Origin of the sequence: Pseudomonas sp. GM50, from assembly GCF_000282375.1 — a bacterium.
Lineage (GTDB): Bacteria > Pseudomonadota > Gammaproteobacteria > Pseudomonadales > Pseudomonadaceae > Aquipseudomonas.
The window spans coordinates 12,875-36,535 of record NZ_AKJK01000120.1; the positions used below are offsets into that span (position 1 = coordinate 12,875).

The 23,661-nt window shown below is 59.7% G+C and carries 24 protein-coding genes; 15 read left to right on the forward strand and 9 right to left on the reverse strand.

The window, feature by feature from the left end; all coding sequences use genetic code 11:
- Positions 1-8: 8 nt before the first annotated feature.
- The 3 genes from PMI30_RS03300 to PMI30_RS03290 are packed head-to-tail and all read left to right on the forward strand — an operon-like array spanning position 9 to position 3,872.
- Positions 9-1,136 (forward strand): aminotransferase class III-fold pyridoxal phosphate-dependent enzyme, encoded by a 1,128-nt coding sequence (locus PMI30_RS03300; protein ID WP_008014195.1) that lies wholly within the window; start codon positions 9-11, stop codon positions 1,134-1,136.
- A complete protein-coding gene (locus PMI30_RS03295) occupies positions 1,114-2,454 on the forward strand; it encodes an aspartate aminotransferase family protein (RefSeq protein WP_008014197.1) in 1,341 nt (446 codons plus the stop codon). Before PMI30_RS03300 ends, PMI30_RS03295 begins: the two co-directional genes overlap by 23 nt.
- A gap of 2 nt (positions 2,455-2,456) precedes the next feature.
- Positions 2,457-3,872, forward strand: a complete 1,416-nt coding sequence (locus PMI30_RS03290; RefSeq protein ID WP_008014199.1) for an amidase — start codon at positions 2,457-2,459, stop codon at positions 3,870-3,872.
- Positions 3,873-3,878: 6 nt separating this feature from the next.
- Here the strand turns inward: PMI30_RS03290 and PMI30_RS03285 are convergent, their stop codons facing one another.
- Together PMI30_RS03285 and PMI30_RS03280 are read right to left on the reverse strand one after the other, a co-directional pair.
- The gene (locus tag PMI30_RS03285) at positions 3,879-4,790 is read right to left on the reverse strand and encodes a DMT family transporter (RefSeq protein ID WP_008014200.1); all 912 of its coding nucleotides are present in this window, start codon (positions 4,788-4,790) and stop codon (positions 3,879-3,881) included.
- Positions 4,791-4,846: 56 nt separating this feature from the next.
- Positions 4,847-6,034 (reverse strand): cyanate transporter, encoded by a 1,188-nt coding sequence (locus PMI30_RS03280; RefSeq protein ID WP_032836249.1) that lies wholly within the window; start codon positions 6,032-6,034, stop codon positions 4,847-4,849.
- A 477-nt stretch (positions 6,035-6,511) separates the two neighbouring features.
- On the opposite strand from PMI30_RS03280, the gene PMI30_RS03275 reads away from it, so the two are divergent.
- From PMI30_RS03275 to PMI30_RS03250, 6 genes are all read left to right on the forward strand, one after another.
- Entirely contained in the window at positions 6,512-7,894 is a 1,383-nt protein-coding gene (locus PMI30_RS03275; protein WP_008014204.1) for a glutamine synthetase family protein, read from the forward strand.
- A gap of 327 nt (positions 7,895-8,221) precedes the next feature.
- Positions 8,222-9,871, forward strand: coding sequence for a phosphoethanolamine transferase (locus PMI30_RS03270; RefSeq protein WP_008014205.1), 1,650 nt, complete (start codon positions 8,222-8,224; stop codon positions 9,869-9,871).
- A gap of 73 nt (positions 9,872-9,944) precedes the next feature.
- Entirely contained in the window at positions 9,945-10,607 is a 663-nt protein-coding gene (locus PMI30_RS03265; protein ID WP_008014207.1) for a class I SAM-dependent methyltransferase, read from the forward strand.
- Between the two features lie 123 nt (positions 10,608-10,730).
- On the forward strand, positions 10,731-11,864 hold the full coding sequence (gene rnd, locus PMI30_RS03260; protein ID WP_007898693.1) for a ribonuclease D: 1,134 nt from the start codon (positions 10,731-10,733) through the stop codon (positions 11,862-11,864).
- A complete protein-coding gene (locus PMI30_RS03255) occupies positions 11,861-12,154 on the forward strand; it encodes a YcgL domain-containing protein (protein WP_007898694.1) in 294 nt (97 codons plus the stop codon). Before rnd ends, PMI30_RS03255 begins: the two co-directional genes overlap by 4 nt.
- A gap of 120 nt (positions 12,155-12,274) precedes the next feature.
- Positions 12,275-13,207: a D-2-hydroxyacid dehydrogenase gene (locus PMI30_RS03250; RefSeq protein WP_008014210.1), complete on the forward strand. Its 933-nt coding sequence runs from the start codon at positions 12,275-12,277 to the stop codon at positions 13,205-13,207.
- Between the two features lie 146 nt (positions 13,208-13,353).
- On the opposite strand, the gene PMI30_RS03245 is transcribed toward PMI30_RS03250, so the two are convergent.
- Positions 13,354-13,947 (reverse strand): nitroreductase family protein, encoded by a 594-nt coding sequence (locus tag PMI30_RS03245; RefSeq protein ID WP_008014212.1) that lies wholly within the window; start codon positions 13,945-13,947, stop codon positions 13,354-13,356.
- A 276-nt stretch (positions 13,948-14,223) separates the two neighbouring features.
- On the opposite strand from PMI30_RS03245, the gene PMI30_RS03240 reads away from it, so the two are divergent.
- Together PMI30_RS03240 and PMI30_RS03235 are read left to right on the forward strand one after the other, a co-directional pair.
- Positions 14,224-14,673 carry a YcgN family cysteine cluster protein gene (locus PMI30_RS03240; RefSeq protein ID WP_007898698.1) on the forward strand — a complete coding sequence of 150 codons (450 nt, stop codon included), beginning with the start codon at positions 14,224-14,226 and terminating at the stop codon, positions 14,671-14,673.
- Positions 14,674-14,765: 92 nt separating this feature from the next.
- On the forward strand, positions 14,766-15,995 hold the full coding sequence (locus tag PMI30_RS03235) for a hypothetical protein (RefSeq protein WP_008014214.1): 1,230 nt from the start codon (positions 14,766-14,768) through the stop codon (positions 15,993-15,995).
- A 110-nt stretch (positions 15,996-16,105) separates the two neighbouring features.
- Here the strand turns inward: PMI30_RS03235 and PMI30_RS03230 are convergent, their stop codons facing one another.
- From PMI30_RS03230 to PMI30_RS03215, 4 genes are all read right to left on the reverse strand, one after another.
- Complete coding sequence (locus PMI30_RS03230) at positions 16,106-16,483, reverse strand: YgaP family membrane protein (protein ID WP_008014216.1); 378 nt, start codon at positions 16,481-16,483, stop codon at positions 16,106-16,108.
- A gap of 92 nt (positions 16,484-16,575) precedes the next feature.
- Complete coding sequence (locus PMI30_RS03225) at positions 16,576-17,046, reverse strand: RNA methyltransferase (protein WP_007898701.1); 471 nt, start codon at positions 17,044-17,046, stop codon at positions 16,576-16,578.
- A 210-nt stretch (positions 17,047-17,256) separates the two neighbouring features.
- Positions 17,257-17,628: a YajD family HNH nuclease gene (locus PMI30_RS03220; protein WP_007898702.1), complete on the reverse strand. Its 372-nt coding sequence runs from the start codon at positions 17,626-17,628 to the stop codon at positions 17,257-17,259.
- 49 nt (positions 17,629-17,677) lie between these two features.
- Positions 17,678-18,364 carry a spermidine synthase gene (locus PMI30_RS03215; protein WP_007898703.1) on the reverse strand — a complete coding sequence of 229 codons (687 nt, stop codon included), beginning with the start codon at positions 18,362-18,364 and terminating at the stop codon, positions 17,678-17,680.
- Between the two features lie 96 nt (positions 18,365-18,460).
- On the opposite strand from PMI30_RS03215, the gene PMI30_RS03210 reads away from it, so the two are divergent.
- Positions 18,461-18,751, forward strand: a complete 291-nt coding sequence (locus PMI30_RS03210; RefSeq protein ID WP_032836252.1) for a hypothetical protein — start codon at positions 18,461-18,463, stop codon at positions 18,749-18,751.
- Here the strand turns inward: PMI30_RS03210 and PMI30_RS03205 are convergent.
- Together PMI30_RS03205 and PMI30_RS03200 are read right to left on the reverse strand one after the other, a co-directional pair.
- Positions 18,748-19,221 carry a cyclic nucleotide-binding domain-containing protein gene (locus tag PMI30_RS03205; protein WP_008014222.1) on the reverse strand — a complete coding sequence of 158 codons (474 nt, stop codon included), beginning with the start codon at positions 19,219-19,221 and terminating at the stop codon, positions 18,748-18,750. The genes PMI30_RS03210 and PMI30_RS03205 overlap by 4 nt on opposite strands.
- A gap of 195 nt (positions 19,222-19,416) precedes the next feature.
- Entirely contained in the window at positions 19,417-21,471 is a 2,055-nt protein-coding gene (locus PMI30_RS03200) for a S9 family peptidase (RefSeq protein WP_008014224.1), read from the reverse strand.
- Positions 21,472-21,738: 267 nt separating this feature from the next.
- Here PMI30_RS03200 and PMI30_RS03195 point away from each other — a divergent pair, with 267 nt between their 5' ends.
- Genes PMI30_RS03195 through PMI30_RS03185 form a run of 3 tightly spaced genes read left to right on the forward strand, consistent with a single transcriptional unit; the run spans position 21,739 to position 23,601 of the window.
- Positions 21,739-22,236 (forward strand): hypothetical protein, encoded by a 498-nt coding sequence (locus tag PMI30_RS03195; protein WP_008014226.1) that lies wholly within the window; start codon positions 21,739-21,741, stop codon positions 22,234-22,236.
- 32 nt (positions 22,237-22,268) lie between these two features.
- Complete coding sequence (locus PMI30_RS03190; RefSeq protein WP_007898710.1) at positions 22,269-23,045, forward strand: class II glutamine amidotransferase; 777 nt, start codon at positions 22,269-22,271, stop codon at positions 23,043-23,045.
- A gap of 13 nt (positions 23,046-23,058) precedes the next feature.
- Complete coding sequence (locus PMI30_RS03185; protein WP_007898711.1) at positions 23,059-23,601, forward strand: DUF2937 family protein; 543 nt, start codon at positions 23,059-23,061, stop codon at positions 23,599-23,601.
- The last annotated feature ends 60 nt before the right edge of the window (positions 23,602-23,661 follow it).

The window sequence follows — 23,661 nt, forward strand, 5'->3', positions numbered from 1 at the left end:
ACCTATTCATGAAGACCAGTAACAATCAGATCATTTCAGGTCAGTACGAGACGTATATCGACGGTGACGGTCGCCAGATAATCGATCTGGCCGGCGGGTTTGGCTTTCAGGTGCCGGCGGTAATCGACGCGGTCAGCCTTCAGGCGCAAAGCATGGGGCTGTCGAATCGAGTGCTGATGTCCGACCCACTGATCGCTTTGTGCCGGCGCTTGGCCGAGCTGCTACCGCAGCCGCTGGTCAGCTCTTATGTGTGCAGCTCCGGCGATGAAGCATTCGAAGGCGCCTTGAAACTGTGCAAAGGCCTCAAGCCCAAGGGCAACACCATTGTTGTTGTCCAGGGCGGTGACTATGGCTCGCTGAGTTACGGACGTTGCCTGAGCACGCCGCAAAACTATCTGCAGATGCAGCGTTTCCTGGGCTTCGAGCTCGTGGCGATCAGGCATGTCCGCGACCTGGATAAAGTGGACTGGAACGATTGCTTCGCGGTTTGCCACACCAGCACCGTGATTGATGGAGACGGTCGCTTGCGCCTGATAGAACAGGTGCTACTCGATCACTTGTATGTCGCGGCGGCCAATGCGTCGGTGCCGGTCATCGCGGTCGACGTGCAGAGTTGTCTGGGGAGCCTGGGCACGCTGTTTGGTTTTCAGCGTTATCGCAATACCCCGGACATTGTGGTGTTGGGCGGCCCACTGGGCGGCAGTGCGATTCCTGTCGGCACCTATACCTGCAGCGAACAGATGGCCTATCAAGTCTATGGTCGCAGCAGCCCGGCGAAACATGGCAGCACCACGGCCGGCAATCCGATGGCCTGCGTGGCCGCCATGGCAGCACTGGATTACGTGCAGGCACACGACTTGCCCAGGGAATGCCTCAATAACGGCCAGATACTGGCGCAAGCGCTCGCCTCATTCGGCGCTGTCGCCTGCGGTGCCTGGGTCAGCCTGCCGCTGCCAGCCGACCTCAAACCCGCCGAATTGTGCGAGGAGCTTTATCAGCGTGGCATCTATGTCAGTGCTCCCCGTGGCCGCGAGTTGATTTTGCGTTGCCCGATCACCGCACGAGCCGAACACATCCAGCGCGCATCCCGGATCCTCAAGGAGACTTTAAGCCATGTCCTTAACCCTATCGCATGAACAACTGCTGGATGATTGCCAGCAGCATTGGAGTGCCTCTGCGGCCAAGCTCTATCGTCTGGGTAAAACCAGCGTCGAAAAGGACGCCGATGGCATCTATGTCACCGACCATGTCGGCAAGCGCTTTATCGATTGCGCCTGCAGCTATGGGGTGTTCATCGTCGGCCATCGTAATCCGATGGTGCGTGAACAGGTGCAGACCCAGTTGAACCAGATGGCCTGGATTCCGGAGGGGCGGGTGCATCCGCTGCAAGGCGCATTGTCCGAGCGCCTTCGCAATCTGGTACCGGGGAATTGGGGGGATGTGCAGTTTATGGTCTCGGGTGCCGAAGCCATCGAACAGAGCATGCGTTATGTGCTCAAGGTGAAGCCGCACCGGCGTGGAATCGTGGTAATGAGTGATTCCTATCACGGCAAGACGCTGGCGGCGATGAGCATTCTTGGGCAGAAACAGCACCATCGCAGCTACGGCACCGCGGCCTCGGAAGTGACTTATGTGCCATACGGTGACTTCGCAGCCTTGCAGAGAGCGGTAGGCGAGGGTGCGCGTGCGGTGTATGTCGAGCCGATTCTGGGGGGCGCCCACTTACAGGTTCCGCCTGTGGGTTACATGGCGAACATCCGCGCCCTGTGCGATGCCACTGAGACCTTGCTGGTGGCCGACGAAATCCAGACCGGTTTCGGCCGCTGTGGCAAGTGGTTCGCCGTGCAGTATGACGACATCGTGCCAGACATCATGATTCTCTCTAAAGGCCTGACGGGCGGTTACACCTCGTTTGCCTGCGCCATGTACAGCTGGCGACTGACCACGCAATACCCTCTGAGCGAGATCGAGCCTGATCAGCGGACCAATGGCGGGCATCCGGTGGCGTGCGCCTCGGCGCTGGCCGCTATCGATTACATCGAGCAGCACAACCTGGTCGAGCAATCACGGATCAATGGCGGTTTGCTGCGCCATGGCCTGCAACGGCTGGCTCAGCGTTATCCGCAGATCGTCGAAGATGTGCCCGGTGTCGGCCTGATGACCGGCCTGCGCTTGCGCGGTTCGGTCTACGAAGCGCTGATGAGCATGGAGTTGGGCAAGCGTGGCGTGCATGCCGGGCATTCCATGAATGAAAAAGCCGCGCACCCGGTTCTGCGGTTTTACCCGCCGCTGAACATCACACCCGAAGCGCTTCGGCATGTCCTGACGATGACCGAGGAAGCCCTTGAGGCGATCGCCCAGCGTCCGAAGCTGGCGGTCAAGGCGTTTTCTCTGGTGGTCAGAAACATGTACCACATCCCCAACAAGCTACTGCGCAGCAAAGGGAAGCGCTGAGTATGTTCAATCCCGATACTCTGACCCTGCGCGAAATGGCCGGTCTGCTGCGCCGCGGTGTGCTGACCAGTGTCAACTTGCTGGAGTTCTACCTGCAGCGTATTGCCGAACGCAATCCGCAGATCAATGCCCTGATCCAACTGGAGTCTGTCGACGAACTGCGTCGACAGGCCCGGGAGGCCGATGAGATGGCCCGCATCGGAAAGATTCGTGGCCCTTTACACGGCATCCCCATGACCATCAAGGACGTCTGCCATGTCCGCGGCTTCCGAATGTCGCGAGGCCTGAAGGAGTTGCTGGGCGAGGCCAGTCAGGAGGATGCCACGGTCGTTGCCCGGCTTCGCCAGGCGGGTGCGATCATCCTTGGGATCACCAATGTTCCCGAGTTGTGCATGGCGTTTGAAACCGACAATCTGCTGTACGGCCGCACGCTCAATCCCTATGACGGGCAGCGCTCGGCCGGTGGCAGCAGTGGCGGGGAAGCGGCGGCCATCGCGGCCGGTTGCTCGCCGGCCGGGCTGGCTTCGGATGCTTGCGGCAGTGTGCGGATTCCGGCGCATTTCAACGGTATCTGCGGCATGAAACTGACTCAGGGGCGCGTGCCGTTGACCGGCCAGTTTCCCTATGATCGCTCCGGGCTGTTTCATCTGACGTCGGCGTTTGGCGTGATGGGGCGTTATGTCGACGATCTGGCGTTACTCGGGCAACTGATCAGCGGCGCTGACGGTCACGATCCGGACACCGTCGATGTGCCGTTCGCCGACAGCCAGCCGCTGGCCCAATTGCGTGTCGCACTGTCCTGGGAGTCCACCAGAACCCGGGTGAGCCCGGCGGTGAAGCAGGTTCTGCAACGGGTCGAGAGTTGCCTGAGCAGTGTGGTGGCGCAGGTTACACCGACGGCTCCGCAGATGCTCGACGAGGCCTGCGATGTGCTCTGGCGCATTTTCATCACGGGCGCGGATGCCGGGCGTGGCTGGAAGCGTCTGTTCCAGTCCATGGACAAACAGACCTGTACGCCCGCCACCACCGGGTTGATTCGCTTGAGCGAAGAGGTCGAATTGAGCGTGGATGAAATGAAGCGCGACTGGATTCTGATCGATACGTTTCGCTATCACCTGGCGAAGTTTTTCAATCAGCACGATCTGTTCATTTGCCCGGTATTCCCGGACGTGGCGTTCGCCCATGGCGAGTCTTTGCAGGATCGTGATCGCTATTCCTTTGTGTTTCCGTTCAGCCTCTCCGGTTCACCGGCGGTGGTCATTCGCGCCGGGCATGATCCTGTCAGCGGGATGCCGATCGGCATCCAGATAGTCGGCCCGCACTGGCAGGAAGAGCGGCTGCTGGCCGTGGCCAGTTTCCTTGAGCGCGAACTGGAGCGCTGGAGTCCGGTGGCCCCGTTGGACGCAGTCACTCTCTGAAGGATCTCAAGCCGTAACGGTTTTGGCGTTACGGCTGGTGATCACCAATGCCAGCATGCCGATACCCACCAGCACGGCACCGGTGACTTCTATCAGCACCGGTTGCTGTCTGAGCCAGAACCAGTGAAACAATGTGACAAACAAGGTGTTCAGGTAGACGTAGGAAACCACCGTTGACGGTGAAATCACCCCGATTGCCCGATGCAGCAGCCAGAATGTCCCGAGGGTGCCAAACAGCGCCAGGTATACAAGCCAGAACATATCGCTCGACGACAACTGCGCGCCGCTGCGCCAGCCGCCGTTAAACAGACAGAACACAAACAGAAACAGCGAACCGAAAAGCATGTTCCAGAAGGTCATCGCCACCGGGTCACGCCCTTTCAAGGTCTTGACCTTGAATCGCTGGCTCAGAGGCGAATAAAGCGCCATCGCCAGGCAGCCGACGCCGAAGAGCAGTACCGGGTACAGTGCAGGCAGTTCGCCTGGAGCCGCCCCTTTGAGAGTCAGTAGCAGGGCACCGATCGCTGCAATCGACATTGGCAACAAGCGGCTCTTCAGGCTTGGGCTCGGCAGCAGTAATACCTCAAAAAATAACGTCATCAGTGGCACCAGCGTGTACAGCGTCGCGGTATTGACCGCAGTGGTATAGCGCAGCGCTTCAAACAGCGAACCAAAATACGTTGCCAGCAGCAGCCCTAGAACTGCATGCGCCAGCAAGCCTCTAACCGAGATCGGTGACGTGTTTTTCAATAACAGCAGTGGCAAGAACATCAAGGCTGAAAAAAACAAACGCAGCCCGGTCAACAGTATTGGATCTATCGATTGGCTGACCTCTGCCGCCGCAAAGAAAGACGATGCGATCAGCATCGCCCAGATCAGCATGCCCCAGTGAGCTTCTGCAAAACCGACTTGTTTCATGAGTTCCTTTCCCTGCGTTTGATCGGACCTCCTACGAAAAGCAGGACCTTGGAAGACTATTGGATATGCTGCGCGTATTGCCTTGGGTTGAAGCGCAGCACCATTACAATCATCATCGCCATCACCGCTGTGAGTGACCACCAGGCCCATTCGAAGCTACCCAATTGGTCGCGAATCATCCCGGCAATCAGCGGCGAGAGGCCCGCGATCAGGTAACCGATGCCTTGCACAAAGGCCGTCAGGCCGCCGGCACGACGCGGGTTATCCAGGTGATCAAGGGACACGATCAGGCTCATCGGGAACAGACCGCCAATGCCCAGGCCCAACAGGCACGGCCATAGCAGGCTAAAGCGTTCCGGGCTGAGGATCAGGCCGCAGAAGCCGGCCATGATCAAGGCCAGCAGAACGACCAATACCAGACGCTTGTCCTGGCTGCGGTTGGCAATCGCGGGTGTTATCAGCCCGGACACAACTTCCATGGCCGTGAGAAACCCCAGCAATAAGCCGGCATTCTGTTCACTCCAGCCTTTTTCCACGTAATACGGGGCTAGCCAGGCCAGTACACAGGTGTAGGAGGCCGTGCCCAAACCGAAGAAAATCGCCAGCAACCAGGCCCGTGAGTTACCGACGAAGGACTCCTGGCGCCCCATCGGCGCCGCCGGCAATGGCGCGATTGCCGAGCGCTGGGCAAGCCAGAAGGCCAGGGCAACCAGCGTCAGTAGCGCCCAGATTGCCAGCCCCATCCGCCAACTACCGGTTTGCGCCAGGACGAAAGGCGAGAACGATGCTGCAATCGCCGCTCCGCCCATGATCGAGGTGACATACAAACCCATGAACAGCGAAACGTTGTCGCTGAAGCGTGACTTGATCAGCGCCGGCATCACCGCCTGAATGAGGGCGATCCCCAGCCCGGCCAATACCGCGCTCAGGATCAACTCAAGGGTGCTGTCCAGGTACAGCCGCGAGACCGTGGCCACACCGATGATCAACAAGGACAGGATGATGGTGCGGTGTTCGCCAACCCGTTGCGCAATGCGCATTCCCAGGAACATCGCCAGGCCCATCGCCATGACAGGCAGCATGGTCAGCAGCGAAGCGGTACTGAAACTTAATGGAACATCCCCGCGAATGGCCGACAACAACGGCCCGACAGCGGCCATCGAAGGCCTCAGGTTCAGTGCCACCAATACCACGCTGACCATCAGCCATCCGGCATAGGAGCTTGTAGTACGAACGTTTTCCATAACGGAACCCCAAATATACAAGGTTGTGATTAGGCCGCTCCAAGCCTGCAGGGGCAAACTGAAAAGTCGCTGGCACTATCGAGAAATTAGGTTGGTTACCGGGAGGAATGTTTAGCCAATCTGCAACCAAGGTTCATCAAGTCTGGATTTAACGGCTTATCTGCCCGTGTGACGCTGCTTTGCATCTGTTTACTGCGGTCTTTTCCATGGACGTCTGGCTGATCGGCATCAAACACGAGGGGGCGTCTGGTGCCGCTTCAAGCCTTCAACCACGTCGTCTATACAGACCTGCCAGCGCGCCAATCCTGTCTGCACTCCCTTCTGAACTGGCCTTCTGGGCACTGTGGCACTGCCGCCACGCCCGCCCGCCGGATTCCTGCATGTCCCGTTGATTGTTCTGACAGGTCCCGCGCTGTGCGCCGGGATCAAACCGGCGGCGCCTGCGCGTTTGCCTGACGCGGATAGACGAGAATTCCCATGAGCTGTGCCACGACATCCTTCGCCACGAAAGAAGAAGCCCTGTCCTTCCTGGAACATCATCCGGATATCGAGATGTTCGAGCTGTTCATCCTCGACAACAACGGTGTGCCACGGGGCAAGTTGCTGCATCGCGATGAATTGCTGGCGGTGTACGAAAGCGGGCGGCCGCTGCCGAGTACCATTCTGGGCCTGACCATCAATGGCGATGACGTCGAAAATTCCGGGCTGGTCTGGGACGTCGGTGATATCGATTGCCGGGCTTACCCGATCAGCGGCAGTTTGCAGCGTATGCCGTGGCGATTGATTCCCACGGCGGCGGTGCAGGTCAGCATGCATCCAAAAGAGGGCATGCCCGCGACCATCGCCGACCCACGGCACCTGCTGGCCAAGGTTATTGAAGGCTTGCAGGCCGACGGTTATTACCCGGTGATGGCGGCGGAGCTGGAGTTCTATTTGCTGGACCAGCAGCGCGATAGCAACGGTCGGCCGCAGCCGGCGCGGGATGTTGATGGCGGGCGACCACGCGCCACGCAGGTCTATGGCTTACGTGAACTGGAGCAAATCGAGCCGTTTCTGGCCGACCTTTACAGCGCCTGCAAACTGCAGGGTATTCCAGCGCGCACGGCGATTTCCGAATACGCGCCGGGGCAGGTGGAAATCACCCTCGAACACCGCACCGATGCGTTGCAGGCGATGGATGAAGCGGTGCGCTACAAACGGCTGGTCAAGGGCGTGGCCCACAAACACGGGATGGCGGCCTGTTTCATGGCCAAGCCTTTTGATGATCTGGCCGGCACTGGCATGCACATGCACGTCAGCCTGGCGGACAAGGACGGCAATAATCTGTTCGCCAGCGAAGCCCCGGACGGCACGCCGCTGCTTAAACAAGCGGTCGGCGGAATGCTCAGCACGTTGCTCGATTCATTGCTGCTGTTCTGTCCGAACGCCAACTCGTACCGTCGTTTCCAGACCAACAGCTACGCACCACTGGCGGCCACCTGGGGCGTGGACAACCGCACCGTGAGTTTGCGGGTGCCCGGCGGGCCGGCATTCTCCCGGCATATCGAGCACCGCATCTGTGGTGCCGATGCCAACCCCTATCTGGCGGCTGCGGCTATTCTGGCCGGCATTCATCGCGGCATCCGTGAGCAGATGGATCCTGGTGCACCGGTCGAGGGCAACGGGTATGCCCAGGCCACGGAGTTGTTACCCACCGACTGGTTGACCACATTGCGAGCACTGCAAGCGTCGAACTGGGCGCGTGAGGCCTTCGGCAGTGAGTTTCTTGGCGTGTATCTGGCGGTGAAACGTGCCGAGTACCGGCAGTTCATGGGTGAAGTCGGTGAGCAGGACTGGCGCTGGTATCTGCATCAGGCCTGAATTTAGTGTCCTGTCTCGCCAATACTGTTCCTTTTTGACGGCGTCTGTTGCCGTCATGCTGCGTTGCCGCTCCTCGCCATAGCGGGCTATGACTCGTCGCGGCGCCTTGTCTGACGGCAACAGCCACTCGTCAAAAGAGGAGCGTATTGGTGAGACAGGACACCAGTCGCCCGTGTTGAAAGTTTGGGCCTAATGCCATGAGCCAACTATTCGTTGGCTTCTTTTTCACGAAAAATTGATGGTTGGTTGCTTAAGATTTGTGTTGTCGCGGTAAATGAAATTTTCACATTTGCCGCGGGCACTTCTTTTCAGGAACAGCCAATCATCATGTTGAAGTTAAAATCCGTGCGCCCGGAGTGGGTGACGTTGATTGCCAGTGCCTTTTTATTGTCCGGGTTCAATTCAGTTCTCTGGCAGCACCTCTTCGATATCACCGCTGCAGACGGTCAAGGCATCGCCATGCGTGTCGCGTTCGGGGTGATGATCCTGGCGGTCTTCAACATTGTGCTGACCTTGCTGGCATTCCGGTTTGTGATGAAGCCCGTGTTGACGCTGATCTTTTTGGTCAGTGCCGGCGTGGCTTATTTCATGAGCCAATATGGTGTGCTGATCGACGCCGGTATGTTGCGTAACTTCGCGGAAACCAATGCCACGGAAGTGCGCGACTTACTGTCCGTGAAGTTGTTTGTTTATATTGCGCTTCTCGGAATATTACCGTCGTGGTTGTTGTGGCAGATCCCCGTCAATTACCGTCGCTGGCACCGTGAGTTATTAAGTAAAGTGTTGGTGAGTGTCGCATCGGTTGCGGTGATCGGTGGTGTCGCCCTGGTCAACTATCAAGGCCTGTCGTCGTTGTTTCGCAATCACCATGAATTGCGCCTGATGGTGGTGCCAAGCAACTACATCGGTGCCTCGCTCGGCTATCTGCGCGAGCAAGTAGTGTCTGCCCGGCAGCCCTTCATCAATATCGGTGAAGACGCTCGGAAAAACCCGATCTGGCAAACCCACGGCCGTAAATCCCTGACGGTACTGGTGGTGGGTGAAAGTGCCCGGGCCGAGAACTTCGGCATCCTGGGTTATCACCGCGACACCACACCCAAACTGGATAAAGAGGCCGGCCTGATTGCCTTCACCGATGTGCATTCTTGCGGTACGGAAACGGCCGTGTCGGTGCCCTGCATGTTCTCCAACATGGGCCGCAAGGATTACAACGCCAGCAAGGCGAAGAACGAGGAAGGTCTGCTGGATGTGCTCAAGCACGCGGGTCTCGAGGTGATCTGGCGCGATAACCAGTCGGGCTGCAAAGGCACCTGCGATCGGGTCACTGTCGACGACGTGAGTAATCTGAAAGACCCGGTGTTGTGTGCCAATAGCGAGTGTCGCGATGAAATTCTCCTGCAAGGTTTGCAGCACTTCATCGACACGCTGGATAAAGACACCGTGCTGGTACTGCACCAAATGGGCAGTCACGGTCCGGAATATTTCAAGCGCTACCCTAAAGAGTACGAACACTTCACCCCAGTGTGTGAAAGCAATGCACTGAACAATTGCAGCCGCGAAAGTATCGTCAATGGCTATGACAACACGTTGGTGTACACCGACCACGTGCTGTCGACCCTGATCGATCTGTTGCGCAGCAATCAGGATAAAGTCGATACCGCGATGCTTTATCTGTCGGACCACGGCGAATCGCTGGGCGAATACAACCTGTTCCTTCATGGCACGCCTTACATGCTGGCGCCGGAACAACAGAAGCATGTAGCAATGCTGGCATGGTTCTCCGACAGCTATCAAAAGTCGTTCTCGGTGGACACCCATTGCCTGCAACTGAGTCGTGAAAAGCCCTTGAGCCAGGACAACCTGTTCCATTCGATGCTCGGCCTGCTTGAAGTCAACAGCAAGGTCTACGACCCGCAGCTGGACATGTTTGCCGGATGCCGCGGCGCAGTGATCGACGGTGTGTTGGCCAAAGAATGAGTGAACCGACCTTTTTTTCACGTAGCGACCGCTAACCTGCGGCGTCTGAAACGTCCTACAAGAGCCATTGCACATGTCCGCGTTGCCCCCATCCGCCATCGAACTGGAGTTCGCCCGGCACTACGACCAGGAACACGCCCGCGTCTGTCTTCAGTCGCGACCGCATGGCCTGGCGGGGCGTTTGACGTTCTGGCGCGACGAGCAACTGGTGCGTAACGCGCTTCAGGTCGCTGGCGAACCGGGATTGGTTCTTGATGTAGCCTGCGGTGCCGGGCGCTTCTGGTCGATACTGGCCGAGCATGCGAATCGGGTGATTCTTGCGACCGATCCGTCTCAGGACATGCTCGATCACGCCCGCACCCACCATCCGCAGCAACTGCTGGAACGGATCAAGACCTTTCAGAGTTCAGCCTTCACCATCGGTTTGTCGGCGAACGCGGTTGATTGCATTTTTTGCATGCAACTGTTTCAACACATCACCAGTCCCGAGCATCGGTTGGCCCTGCTGGGCGAGTTCCATCGGGTCAGTCGCGACACCGTGATTGTGGCAGTGCGGGTTGATGCGCATTTCAAACTGCGCCGATCGGGTGTGGAAGGCGCACAGGCCCAGCCACAGGCGAGCAAGGCCGAGCTTGAGGCCGAGTTCAGGCAGGCGGGTTTCCACTTGCTCAGCCATCAGGACTTCCTGCCGGGTTGTGCGCGGATGCGGGTCTACGTGCTGCGTAAGGGCAGCTAGTCTCCTCCTGTCAGACTATTCTTGCGGTTCAGCAGGTATTTTCGCTAAAGCTCTTGTTCAGTGAATGCGCGGAAATCGCCGGGGGCGATATATACTGCGCGCCATTCTTCAAGGGAGAGCCGTGTGGCCATCGATATTCACTGGATTCGCGACAACGATAGCCTCGGTCAGTTTTGTGCCGAGTGGCAGCAGCTGCCATTCGTTGCCCTCGACACCGAATTCATGCGGGTCGACACCTTTTACCCGATCGCAGGCCTGCTGCAGATCGGCGATGGCGTACGCGCTTACCTGATTGACCCGCTGACTATCGACAATTGGCAGCCGTTGGCCGCGTTGCTGGAAAACCCGGCCGTGGTCAAAGTCGTGCATGCGTGCAGCGAAGACCTCGAAGTCCTGTTGCGCCTGACCGGCAGCCTGCCGGCGCCGCTGTTCGACACCCAACTGGCCGCCGCTTACCTGAACCTCGGTTTTTCCATGGGTTATTCGCGGCTGGTGCAGGAAGTGCTTGGCATCGATCTGCCCAAGGGCGAGACCCGTTCCGACTGGCTGCAACGTCCTCTGTCCGACACCCAGATCAGCTACGCCGCCGAAGATGCCTTGCACCTGGCGGAAGTTTTCGTACAGCTGCGTCCGAAGCTTTCTGACGAAAAATACGCCTGGGTTTTGGAAGACGGTGCCGAACTGGTGGCCAATCTGCGTCGCGAGGTCGACCCGTATGAGGTCTATCGCGATGCCAAACTGGCCTGGAAGCTGTCCCGTGCCCAACTCGCCGTGTTGCGTGAACTTTGCGCCTGGCGCGAACGCGAAGCCCGTGCCCGCGATCTGCCACGCAACCGTATTGTCCGTGAGCATTCCCTGTGGCCGTTGGCGCGCACGCAACCGGACAACCTCGGCGCGCTGGCGAAAATCGAAGACATGCACCCGCGTACCGTGCGTCAGGACGGCGAATTTCTGCTTGATCTGATCAAGCGCTCTGGCAGTGTGTCGCCTGATCAATGGCCACCGGCGGTGCCGGAGCCGTTGCCGGTGGACGCCGCCGCGCTGGTCAAACAACTGCGCGCGATTGGCCAGGCCGAAGCCGAACGCCTGAACATCGCGCCAGAACTGATGCTGCGCAAGAAAACCCTGGAAGCGCTGCTCAAGAGCGGCTTCCCCAATGGTCCTTACCAATTGCCTGATTCGCTGCGTGGCTGGCGCCGCGAATTGATGGGCCAAGCGCTGCTCGACAGCCTGGCCACCGCCGGAGAACAGCCTTGAAACGTATTTGCTCCATCTATCGAAGCCTGAAGAAAAACGAGATGTACCTCTATGTGCTCAAAAGCGATGCACTGGAGCGCGTTCCGGAAAGTCTGATGGCGGCCTTCGGCAAACCGCATCACGCTTTCGATCTGGTGCTGACGCCCGAGCGCAAGCTGTCGCGCGAAGACATCACTGTGGTGCTGGAAAACCTCGAAAAACAGGGTTACCACCTGCAAATGCCGCCGGCCGAAGACGAATACATCGAGCATCTGCCGGAAGAATTGCTGCGACGCAACGACCCGATGTAATCGGCAAACAGGCTCTGTTCAGAGCCTTTGTGAAACACTGGAATGATTTTGGCGATGGCCAGGGCGATGGAGTGACACTCCGTCGGCGGCCGTCTGCACTGTTTTTGAAAGGTTTGAACCATGCGCGTGCTGATTGCTGAACACGACCACCCTGTGTACGCCCAACTGCTGCGTCAGGCAGCGCCTGATCTGGAAGTACTGACCAGCGGTGACTCCGCCGAACTGGCCCGTCAGGCCGCCGATTGCCAGGTCTGGCTCGGTCAGCCGGACCTGCTGGCGACGCTGTTGCGTCAGGGCCACACGCCGGCATGGCTGCAGTCGACCTGGGCCGGCATCACGCCGTTGCTGGCCGACGGCCTGCCACGGCACTATCGCCTGACTCGCGCGGTAGGGATTTTCGGTCAGGTCATGGCCGAATACGTACTGACTTACATGCTCGGCCACGAGCGCGAAGTACTGGCGCGCCTGGTCAGCCAGGTCGAGCGTAAATGGGACAACCGCCAGGGTCAAAGCCTGGCCGGGCGCAAGGTGTTGATCGTCGGCACCGGTGACATCGGTCAGACCGTGGCGCAGTTTCTGCTGCCGTTTGGCGTCGAGTTATATGGCATCGCCAGCGAAGCTCGCGAGCAGACGCCGTTTGTCGAAGTCGGCGCGCTGAGCGACTTGCCGCGTCTGGTCGGTAAGGTGGATTACGTGATCAATCTGCTGCCGAACACCCCGAATACTCACGACCTGTACGACGCCGCACTGTTCAAGCAGTTCAAGCCGACCGGGTTGTTCATCAACGTCGGGCGCGGTGTGGCGGTGGTCGATGCGGACCTGGTGGAAGCCTTGAAGGAAGGGCATCTGGCCGGGGCCGTGATCGACGTCTGCCGTCAGGAACCGCTGCCGCAACGCCATCCGTTCTGGACCGCGTGGGGCCTGCTGCTGACGGGGCACAGTTCGGCACCGACTTCGCCATCGATGATGGTGAAGCTGTTTGTCGAAAACCTGCGGGCGTATCAGGCGGGTGAAGCGTTGCGTGGGGAAGTGGATTTTTCACGCGGGTATTAAATCCACCACCCATTAAATGTGGGAGCGGGCTTGTGGCGAGGGGGCTTGCCCCCGTTGGGCTGCGCAGCAGCCCCAAAATTGCTGATATGCCACAGATTTTGTGAGTGCTGCGCACTCAAACGGGGGCAAGCCCCCTCGCCACATGGTTAGAGGGTGAAATCACCCTCGGCCGCCAACTCGTTCAGCGGACGACGCGGGCTTGGTTCTTCGCGTGCTTGCAGGTACTCGGCCAGCGTCGCCTTGTCGCCCAGCTTGCCGATCGCCACCGCCGCGTGCAGCGCATAGCCCTCAGGAATATTCAGCTCTTTGCGGGTCAGGTCCTGATCGAAGCCGGCCATGCCGTGGGTGTGCCAGCCGCTGATGCTCGCTTGCAGCGCCAGGTGACCCCAGGCCGAACCCGTGTCGAAGGTGTGCCACAGCGCTGGTGTTTCTTCAGTGGCGCCAGGTACCGCGAAGGTGGTTTTCGAGACGACGATCACCAGCGCCGAGGCGTGCTGCGCCCAGCTGCGGTTGAACTCGTTCAGCAGACTCAGATAACGCTCCCAGTTCGGCGTGTCGCGACGTGCGTAAAGAAACCGCCAAGGCTGCGAGTTGTACGCCGATGGCGCCCAGCGCGCGGCTTCGAAGAAGCTCAGCAGGGTCTCGACGGGAATGGTTTCGCCGGTGAACGCGCGGGGCGACCAGCGATCAGTGAACTGAGGGTGAATGGCGTAGTCGGCAACGCGTGGATTAGCACTCATCAAGAGATTCCTTTACGTTTGAAAGTGAGGTTCGTCTGAAACCTGCGGGCGCAGTTGAGCTGAGCGATGAGGTTTTTCGAGAGCCTGGGTAGTTCACCTGAATGCAACGCGGTTGAGCGTTAATGGCATTTGAGCATGGCTCCTTGTGACGGCAAAGTTACTTGGGGGCGTTATAACTGACAAGTTCCGTTGTACCGGCAGTCGCCAATGCTTGGCCCGCCGGTGCCTTGGCACTAGACTGGCGGCCTTTCACCACCTGATGTTGATGCTTGAGCCATGGCCGCCAAAGTCGAACCGTTCTGGATACGCAAAACCCTCGATCAACTCGATCAAGAGGAATGGGAATCGCTGTGCGATGGCTGTGGCCTGTGCTGCCTGCAAAAACTAGAGGACGAAGACGACAACTCCGTCTACTACACGCGTATCGCCTGCAAACTGCTGGACCTCAAAACCTGTCAGTGCACCGATTACCCCAACCGCCGCGACTTTGTACCCGATTGCATTCAGCTCACGCCGGGCAAGGCCGATGAGTTCAAATGGCTGCCGCCGACCTGCGGTTATCGACTGGTCAGCGAAGGCAAGGATTTGCCGCTCTGGCATCATCTGGTGTGCGGTGATCGCGATGCGGTGCACCACGAACGTATTTCCCAGTCCGGGCGCATGCTCGCCGAGGGCAGCGTGGCCGAAGACGATTGGGAAGACCATCTGATTTTTCGTGCGGGTTAATTCATTGCCACACAATCGGCGGTGATTACAAGAATTTGGGGCCGCTACGCAGCCCGGCGCGAGCAAGCTCGCTCGCCACACTAGGAGTGTGTATGGCTGTGGGAGTGCGCCTGGCATTAGCCTTTGGACTTTTGGCCCTGAGTTCGCCCGTGTGGGCGGCGAAGAAAGTCGATCTGGATTATCACGTGCGCCTGTTGCCGCAAAGCGATCAGGCCGAAGTGCGCCTGACCCTGGCACAGGGCTCGGCGGTGCGCAGTCTGGATTTCGACTTGGGCGACGGCAGTCACTACAGTGATTTCAAGGCCGATGGCCAATGGCAGCTCACACCGGGCAAACAGGCCCGTGGTGTCTGGCGCCCAACCGCCGACAAGGCCAGCCTGACCTACCGCGTGAGCATCAGCCATGGACGCAAGAGCGGCAGCTTCGACACCCGCATGACGCCGAACTGGGCGCTGATGCGTGGCGATGACCTGGTGCCTGCGGCCAAACTCGATCAGCAGGACGGCATCGAACTGGTTTCACGCCTTGAATTCGAATTGCCCAGCGGTTGGAAAAGCGTCGAAACCGCCTGGCCGCGGATCGGCAAGAACAAGTTCCGGATCGATAACGTCTCGCGCCTGTTCGACCGTCCCACTGGCTGGATGCTCGCCGGCCACCTTGGCAGCCGTCGCACGCGGCTGGGGGAAACCGAAGTCACCGTCGCCTCGCCACAGGGGCAGGGTATGCGTCGCATGGACGTGCTGACGCTGCTGACTTTTGTCTGGCCGCAAGTGCAGGCAGTTTTTCCGCGTCATCCCGGCAAATTGCTGATTGTCGGCGGCAACGACCCGATGTGGCGCGGCAGCCTGGGCGCCCATGAATCGATCTACCTCAACAGCCGTCTGCCGCTGGTCAGCGAAAGCGGCACCAGTGCGCTGGTGCGCGAATTGGCTCAGGTGTTCGGGCGGATCAACGACAGCCAGCGCAGTGACTGGATCAGCGAAGGGTTTGCCGAGTACTACGCCATCGAACTGATGCGCCGCGCAGGCGGCATGAGTGATGAGCGGTATGAAAGCCTGCACAGCAAGTTGGTCAAGGACAGCCAGAAGGTCAGCACATTGCGCGGTGAGCAGATCAATCCGGCGCAGGTGGCCAAAGCGGTGGTGTTGCTACAGGAACTGGACCGCGAGATTCGCCTGAAAACCCGCAACAAGCGCTCGCTGGATGATGTGCTGCGTGGAGCGATGCATTTGGAAAGTGTGGATACCCAGGAATTCATTCAGCTCGCGCAAAGCGTTATTGGCGAGTCTTCCAAGGTGCTCGATACCGGGTTGCTTCAGTAGCACCGCCATCGCGGGCAAGCCTCGCTCCTACGGAACGAGAGAATTCAAAAATTCCCGTAGGAGCGAGGCTTGCCCGCGAAGAGGCCCTGAGCCTCACCGCAACTTTCGGATCAAACCCCGGCTTTAGGCGACTTCAACGAATCGTTACCCGTCACGGTTGCGGTGTTGGTCGCCGCTCGCGCATTCGCCTTCAACCGGCTCAACTCTTCCCCGGCGCGCTCGATTCGCGCGCGTGCGTTTTCCATGTCCTGACGATTCTTTTCCAACAGTCTTTTCGCTGAGCAATGCCCGGTGATTCCCCGGGCGAGGGCGATGCCGCCGATGGCTATTTCAATCAATCCGAACACGCCACCGCGTCGCAGACCTTTGCTTAACATGACCACGCCACCCGCCAGGGAGCCTGCGCGTTCCCAACCATGAACGTTCTGTTCGGAAGGGCTCTGGAACGGGGTAGTCTCGATACGTTCTACAGGATTGAACTCGCGCATGATCTGTCTCCAGGCAGGGAAGGGTTGCTTCAGCAATCGATATTTAGCTGACTGCCTGGGTGAGCGGCTTGTTCCATCGAATATGCGACAATTCAGCGGAATTTCGGGCCCGAACGGGTGTTGTTGCCCTTGGCCATGCGGTCGTACAGCACGACGTTGACGGTGGCCGCCAGGTTCATGCAGCCGGTGGTCGGGATGTAGACCACGTCTTCGCACCACTCGCGGATTTCTTTATCCAGCGAGCCGTCTTCGGGGCCGAAGATGTAGAGGGCGCGATCCGGGTGAGTGTATTCCGGCAGCGAGCGGGCGCCGTCGACCAGTTCCACGGCGACCGGGACACAGCCCAAGGGCAGGATTTTCTTCAGGTCGTCGATGCCGATCAGCGGGATGTCGTAGTGGACTCGCTTGGTGTCGGTGACGAAATCGGCGGCGCGTTCATAGCGCTTGCCGGTGTAAAAAACCGACGCCACGCCATAGCAGCCGGCGGCGCGCATGACCGAACCGACGTTCTCCGGTGATTTGGGGTTATACAAACCAATGCAGCTGTACCGTTTGTCTGCCACGAGCGGGGTGCCTTCGGGGAAAAAACGGCGATTATACGGGGATTGGGGGAGGGGTGTTCAGTTTGGAGATTGGTGGTGCCCGGACAAATGCTATCGCGAGCAGGCTCGCTCCCACATTGGATCTGTGGTGTTCACAATTACTGTGTTCACAGAAAATCCCTGTGGGAGCGAGCCTGCTCGCGATGAGGCCAGTTGGGGCATTGAAGATCTTTAATCTTCCTTCTTCATCAACCCCGCCAACGCCGCAAACGGGTTGTGCGTCGCCTTGGCAATCTTCGGCGTACTCAGCGAACCTTCATCGAAATACTGCTGATCGGTATAGCGCGAGTGTTCGTTGTCGTGGCAATACAGGCACAACAGCTCCCAGTTCGAGCCATCCTGAGGGTTGTTGTCGTGGTTGTGGTCGCGGTGATGCACGGTCAGTTCGCTCAGGCGTTTGCCGGAGAACTCACGGGCGCAGCGGCCACACACGTGCGGGTACATCTTCAGGGCTTTGTCGCGGTAACCCATTTCCTTGTCGCGCTGGTTGTCGGCAAGGATGCGGTCCAGCTTCGATGTGTTGGTTGGGGTGGACGAACTCATGGGTTCACCTTTGTAAAAAGACTAATGACGGTTATGACGTGAGTTTAGCTCAGCCCTTGAGCTTCTCGGCAATCCAGATGGTGTGGCGGGTGCCCTTGTTGCCGTGGGCGAAGACTTGCACTTCCTCGGCCTTGAAGCCGGCTTTTTTCAGCTTGTCGGAAAACTGCCGGTCGGCGCTGGCCGACCACACCGCCAGCACGCCTTTTGGCCGCAGGGCCTTGGCGCAGGCACTCAGGCCGCCGGCGGAGTAGAGCCAGCTGTTGGCCTTCTGGGTCAAACCTTCGGGGCCGTTGTCGACGTCAAGCATGATCGCATCGAAACCTTGCGGCTCGGCTTGCAGTACTTTGGCCACGTCCTCCATACGGATCACGGTGCGCGGGTCGAGCAGCGGGTTACCGGCTTTCTCGCCCAGCGGCCCGCGATTCCACTCCACCACGCCGGGCACCAGTTCGGCGACCACCACTTCAGCCGTCTTGCCCAAATGCTTGAGCGCCGAGGCCAGGGTGAAGCCCATGCCCAGGCCACCGATCAATACCCGCGAATTCGGCCGGCCGGCGACTTTGCGGCAGGGGATTTCGGCCAGGGCATCTTCGGAGCCGTGCATGCGGGTGTTCATCAACTGCCCGCCGTCGCCACCCTGAATCTTGATGACGAAGTCCTCGCCGTATTCGAACAGGCACAGGGCACCGCCGTTTTCAGGGATGGGGGTGGTGTCGAGCAGAACGAAACGTTTCATGGGGCGCTCTTGAGGAGAAATTGACAGATGGAGGAAGGCAAACACGCGCAGTTGGGAGTAGCCTGCAAAAAGACCACAAGGCTAACGGAGCCATTGATGAAGCGCACCATTCTAACGGTCATTGCCTTGGCCGCGCTCTCGATAACTGCAGTGCAAGCCCAGGAACTGCAAACCATCCCCACCAGCCCTGTGCCGATGCCCGGCTCACCCGGCACCGCCACTCCGACGCCGTATCCGCAGATCACCCCGACCAGTGTGCCCAAGGCCGGTACCGGCAGTGGCGGAGCACCGCTGTTACCGCCGATCGAAATGCCCAATCCACCCAAGGACCAGACCTTGCCGGGCCTTGAACCGAGCACGACGAAAATCAAAACGCCGGGAGGCTAGACCTGCTGCAAGAGCAGTTGCCCGTCGGCCATGCGCAAGCGTTTGGAGAGGGAGACGGCGAGGGCGCGGATGATCTTGGCGGCGATTTTCGGCGCGTCGTTGAGCATTTTTTCCAGGGAGTCCTTGCCCAGGTTGAGCAACTGGCAATTGCTCGCGGCCACGCAACTGGCTGAGCGTCGTTCACCGTCGAGCACAGCCATTTCTCCGAACGCCCGACCGCTGCGCAAGGTGGCCATGGTCACTCGTTGCCCGTCGCTGTTGGTCTTCTGCACCGCGACCTGGCCGGTGTGGATGATGCACATGAAACTGCCAGCATCGCCCTCATGGAAAATCTCTTCGCCTTCGGGAATGGTGCTGATGCTGAAGTAACCCGAAGCTGCCACGAAGTCTGCCGGCAGCAGTTGATCGAACAGGCCGCAGTCCATCAGCCAGTCGCGAATTTCGTTGTTCAGTAAGGTCGGTTCTGACATGTCGTCACGGTCTTTTTCTTGTGTCTGTGTCTGTTCCAGTCACCGCCCCCTTGTAGGAGCGAGGCTTGCCCGCGAAGAGGCCCTGACATTCAACATCAATGTCGGCCGTGATAATGCCTTCGCGGGCAAGCCTCGCTCCTACAAGGGATCGCGCCCAGTGTCTGGTGTTAAGACCGATACGCCGGGCCAAGTTCCTCAGGCGATGCCCAAAACCTTGAAAACAAATGCGTATTCGAGGGCTACATCACGTAATCCCTGATAACGACCGCTCATCCCGCCATGCCCGGCACCCAATTCGGTCTTGAGCAGCAGGGGATTGGTGTCGGTTTTGGTCGCGCGTAATTTCGCCACCCACTTGGCCGCTTCCCAGTACTGCACGCGACTGTCGTTGTAGCCGGCGATCACCAGCGTTGCCGGATAGGCTTGCGCGGTGACGTTTTCGTACGGGGCGTAGGCCTTGATCCGATCATAGACGTCCGGCTCTTGCGGGTTGCCCCACTCGTCGTATTCCGTGACGGTCAGCGGCAGCTCCGGGTCGAGCATGGTGTTAAGCACGTCGACGAACGGCACTTCGGCAATCGCTGCACCGAACAGCTCCGGCCGCTGATTGAGTACCGCGCCAATCAACAGGCCACCGGCGCTGCCACCGCTGATCGCCAGCTGCGACGGGGTGGTGAAGGCGTTGGCGATCAGGTGTTCGGCGCACGCGATAAAGTCGCTGAAGGTGTTGTGCTTGTGTTCCTGCTTGCCGGCGCGGTACCAGGCTTCGCCCAGCTCACCGCCACCGCGTACATGGGCGATGGCAAACGCCATGCCGCGATCCAGCAGGCTCAGGCGCGCGTGGGAGAACCACGGGTCGAGGCTTTCGCCGTAGGCGCCGTAGCCGTACAGATAAAGCGGCGTCGGCTTGCCGAGGAACTCGCGTTTGACCACCAGGCTGATCGGCACTTGCGTACCGTCCGGTGCCGTCGCCCACAGCCGCTGGCTGACGTACGCATCGGCGTCGAACGGGCCGAGCACCGGGGTTTCCTTGAGGACTTGCTGCTCGCCGGTGGTCAGAATCAGTTGTCGGATCTGCGCCGGACGGTTCAAGGCTTCGTAGCGCAGACGGATCCTGTCGCTGACAAATTCCAGGCTGTTCTGCACGTGCAGGCTGTAGGCCGCATCCGGCAATTGCACGCGATACGGCACCAAGTCCCGTGGGCGCACTTCGATGATCGGCAGGCCGCCTTCACGCAGGCTCAGGGTCATGGCCTCGGCGTTCAGGCTCATGCCTTCGAGCATCACCGTGTCGCTGTGGGGAATCAGGTTCTGCCAGTCGGCTTCGGTCGGTGCGACGCCAGTATCGGCGGCCTGGTACAGCGCGAAGTTGATGCCGTCGCGGTTGGTGCGGATCAGCCACGTCCACTCGCCATCAAGTTTGCCGTGGTCGACATCGTACTCATGATCTTCGACCCTCGGCGCCAGGCAGGTGAAGGCCTGATGCGGCAGCGAGGCGTCGAGCACCCAGACTTCGCTGGTGGTCTTGCTGCCCAGCGATAACAGCAGTTGCCGTTCGGAGCTTGAGCGGTAGCAATGCAGGAAGAATCGGCCGTCCGGCTCATGGAACACTTCTTCGGCCGCGGTGCCGTCCAGCCGGTAGCGGAACAGTTTGTGCGGGCGATGGGTGTCGTCGAGTTCGCCGAAGAACAGCGTCAGGCTGTCATTGGCCCAGGTCATGCTGCCGTCGCAGTCCTGGAATTCCAGTTCGCTGACGCGGCCGCTGGATAATTCCTTCACGAACAGCGTGTAAATCTCTTCGCCGCTGGAGTCGATGCTGTAGGCCAGACGCTGGTGGTCCGGGCTGATGCTGAACGCGCCCAGGGAAAAGAAGCCGCCCTTGGCCAGCACGTTCGGATCAAGCAGCAGTAGTTCCTGGCTTTCGTCGATCTGCAGGCTGCCATCGGCCGGACGTGGGCAGCGGTAGTGACGGGCATATTCGTCGCCGGCAGTGGTGCGGGTGTAATACAGGTACGGACCCCAAGGTGAGGGCAGCGACAGATCGGTTTCGAGAATCCGTCCCTTGATCTCTTCGAACAGGGTTTCACGCAGACCGGCCTGATCGGCGGTTTGCGCCTCTTGATAGCGGTTTTCAGCTTTCAGGTAATCGAGCACCGCGTCGGTGTCGCGCTCCTGCAGCCAGGCATACGGGTCGGAACCGTCGGCCTTGTGGGCAATCGGAGCGCTGTTGACGTTGGCGGATAGGGGCATGAATGGCTCTCGGACGATGTACGGAATAGGGGCTTCGCAACCTGTGGGAGCGGGTCTGTGGTGAGGGGGCTTTTCTGTGGCGAGGGAGCTTGCCCCCGTTGGGCTGCGAAGCGGCCCCAAAAAAGGAACTGCTGCGCAGTCCAACGGGGGCAAGCCCCCTCGCCACATAAGCCTGCTCCCACAGGTCTGTGTCTTGCCCGACTGGTATTGGGACAAGCCTGACGTGCGAAAAGTCGTTACTATAAGCGCCTCTTTGCCTGCCTTGCCATGGACACCATGACCGAGAACGACTATCTGATCGCTTGGGGCCTCTATGCCTTCGCCGCTTTAGGCTGCCTGTTGGTGTGGATGCGCATCACCCGCTGGATGTGGCGTTGGCTGCGTGAGCCGCTGCGGCTGCTGGTGGCGGTGTTGCTGTTTAGCCCGACCATCATCGACCCGGTGAAAGAAAAGGTCGCCCCGGCCATCGCCATTACGGCCCTCGACTTGCTGTTCAAGGTCGGCAACAACGCCTGGCGCGCGGTTTCCGATCTGTTCATGTACGGCATGATTGCCTTCGGCATTTACCTGGTGTTCGTGGCCATCCGTTTTCCCATCGAGCGTGCCTCCAGCGCTCGCAAGGAAAAGGCGGCTGCCGCCAAGGCAGCGGCGCGGGCCGACGAGCCTGATGACGATCAGCCTTTCGGCGGTGCCGGCGATGATCGTTACGGCCGGCCACCGGTGCCGAGCAACCCTCAGCGTTTGCGGGTCGAACCGCGTCTATAACCGTGCCCCTGCATTGAATCGAGAGTCCGAGCATGTGTGAGTTATTGGGCATGAGCGCCAATGTCCCGACCGATATCGTGTTCAGCTTCACCGGGCTGATGCAGCGCGGTGGCCGCACCGGGCCGCACCGTGACGGCTGGGGCATCGCTTTTTATGAAGGCCGTGGCCTGCGGCTGTTCCAGGACCCGGCGGCGAGCAGCGAGTCGGAAGTGGCGAACCTGGTGCAGCGCTATCCGATCAAGAGCGAAGTGGTGATCGGGCACATTCGCCAAGCCAACGTTGGCAAAGTGTGCCTGTCCAACACCCACCCGTTCGTGCGCGAGTTGTGGGGGCGCAACTGGTGTTTCGCCCACAACGGCCAATTGGCCGATTTCAACCCGACCGCCAGTTTTTACCGCCCCGTTGGCGATACCGACAGCGAAGCGGCATTCTGCGATTTACTCAACCGGGTACGCGCTGCGTTCCCCGAGCCGGTAGAGATCGAAGCACTGTTGCCGGACCTGGTGGCCGCCTGCGCCGAGTACCGCAGCAAAGGCGTGTTCAACTGCTTGCTCAGCGACGGCGACTGGCTGTTCTGCTACTGCTCGAGCAAACTGGCGCAGATCACCCGCCGAGCACCGTTCGGCCCGGCGCGTTTGAAGGACGTCGATGTGATCGTCGACTTCCAGGCCGAGACCACACCCAACGACGTGGTTACGGTGATCGCCACCGAACCCTTGACCGAAAACGAAACCTGGACCCGCTACGAACCGGGCCAATGGAGCCTCTGGCGACGCGGTGAATGCGTCAGCCAGGGCAAGACCGAATAAGGATCTATCCCCCATGTTGCTCAGTTATCTACGGCTGGTGTTGTTCGCGGCGGGCCTGTTGATCGGTGTCCAGGTGCCTGGGTTCATCAATGACTATGCCAAGCGGGTCGAGGCGCATCTGATCGAGGCGCAGACCGGTTTGAGCGGTTTCCAGGGCACCGCCAATCAGTTTTTCAAGGGTGATATGCAAGCGCTCGTGGCCCATTACCGGGCCAGCGAAGACCCGATCTTTCGCAGCGATGCCGACAGCCTGAGCACCTTGCTCACCCGTCAACTGGCCCTCGACAAGCAATTCCAGGCCATGCAGGGCCCGTGGTACATCCGCGTCCTGCAAGTGGCCCTGGCCGCCGACCCGGATATTCGCAAGGAAACCTGGAACGGCTACAGTTACCAGATCCTGCTGACGCCGGAAGCGATGATCTGGGGCATGAGTGGCGCGTTGCTGCTGTCGTTCGGCATTGAATGCCTGTTCCGACTGATCGACTGGGTGGTGCTGGGCGGCAAGCGTCTGCGCCAGAGCCGGCCGATCGAAGAGCGGGATTTGCGCGGCCTCTGACTGATCGCTGCCGAGCGGGCTTTTGTGGCGAGGGGGCTTGCCCCCGTTCGGCTGCGCAGC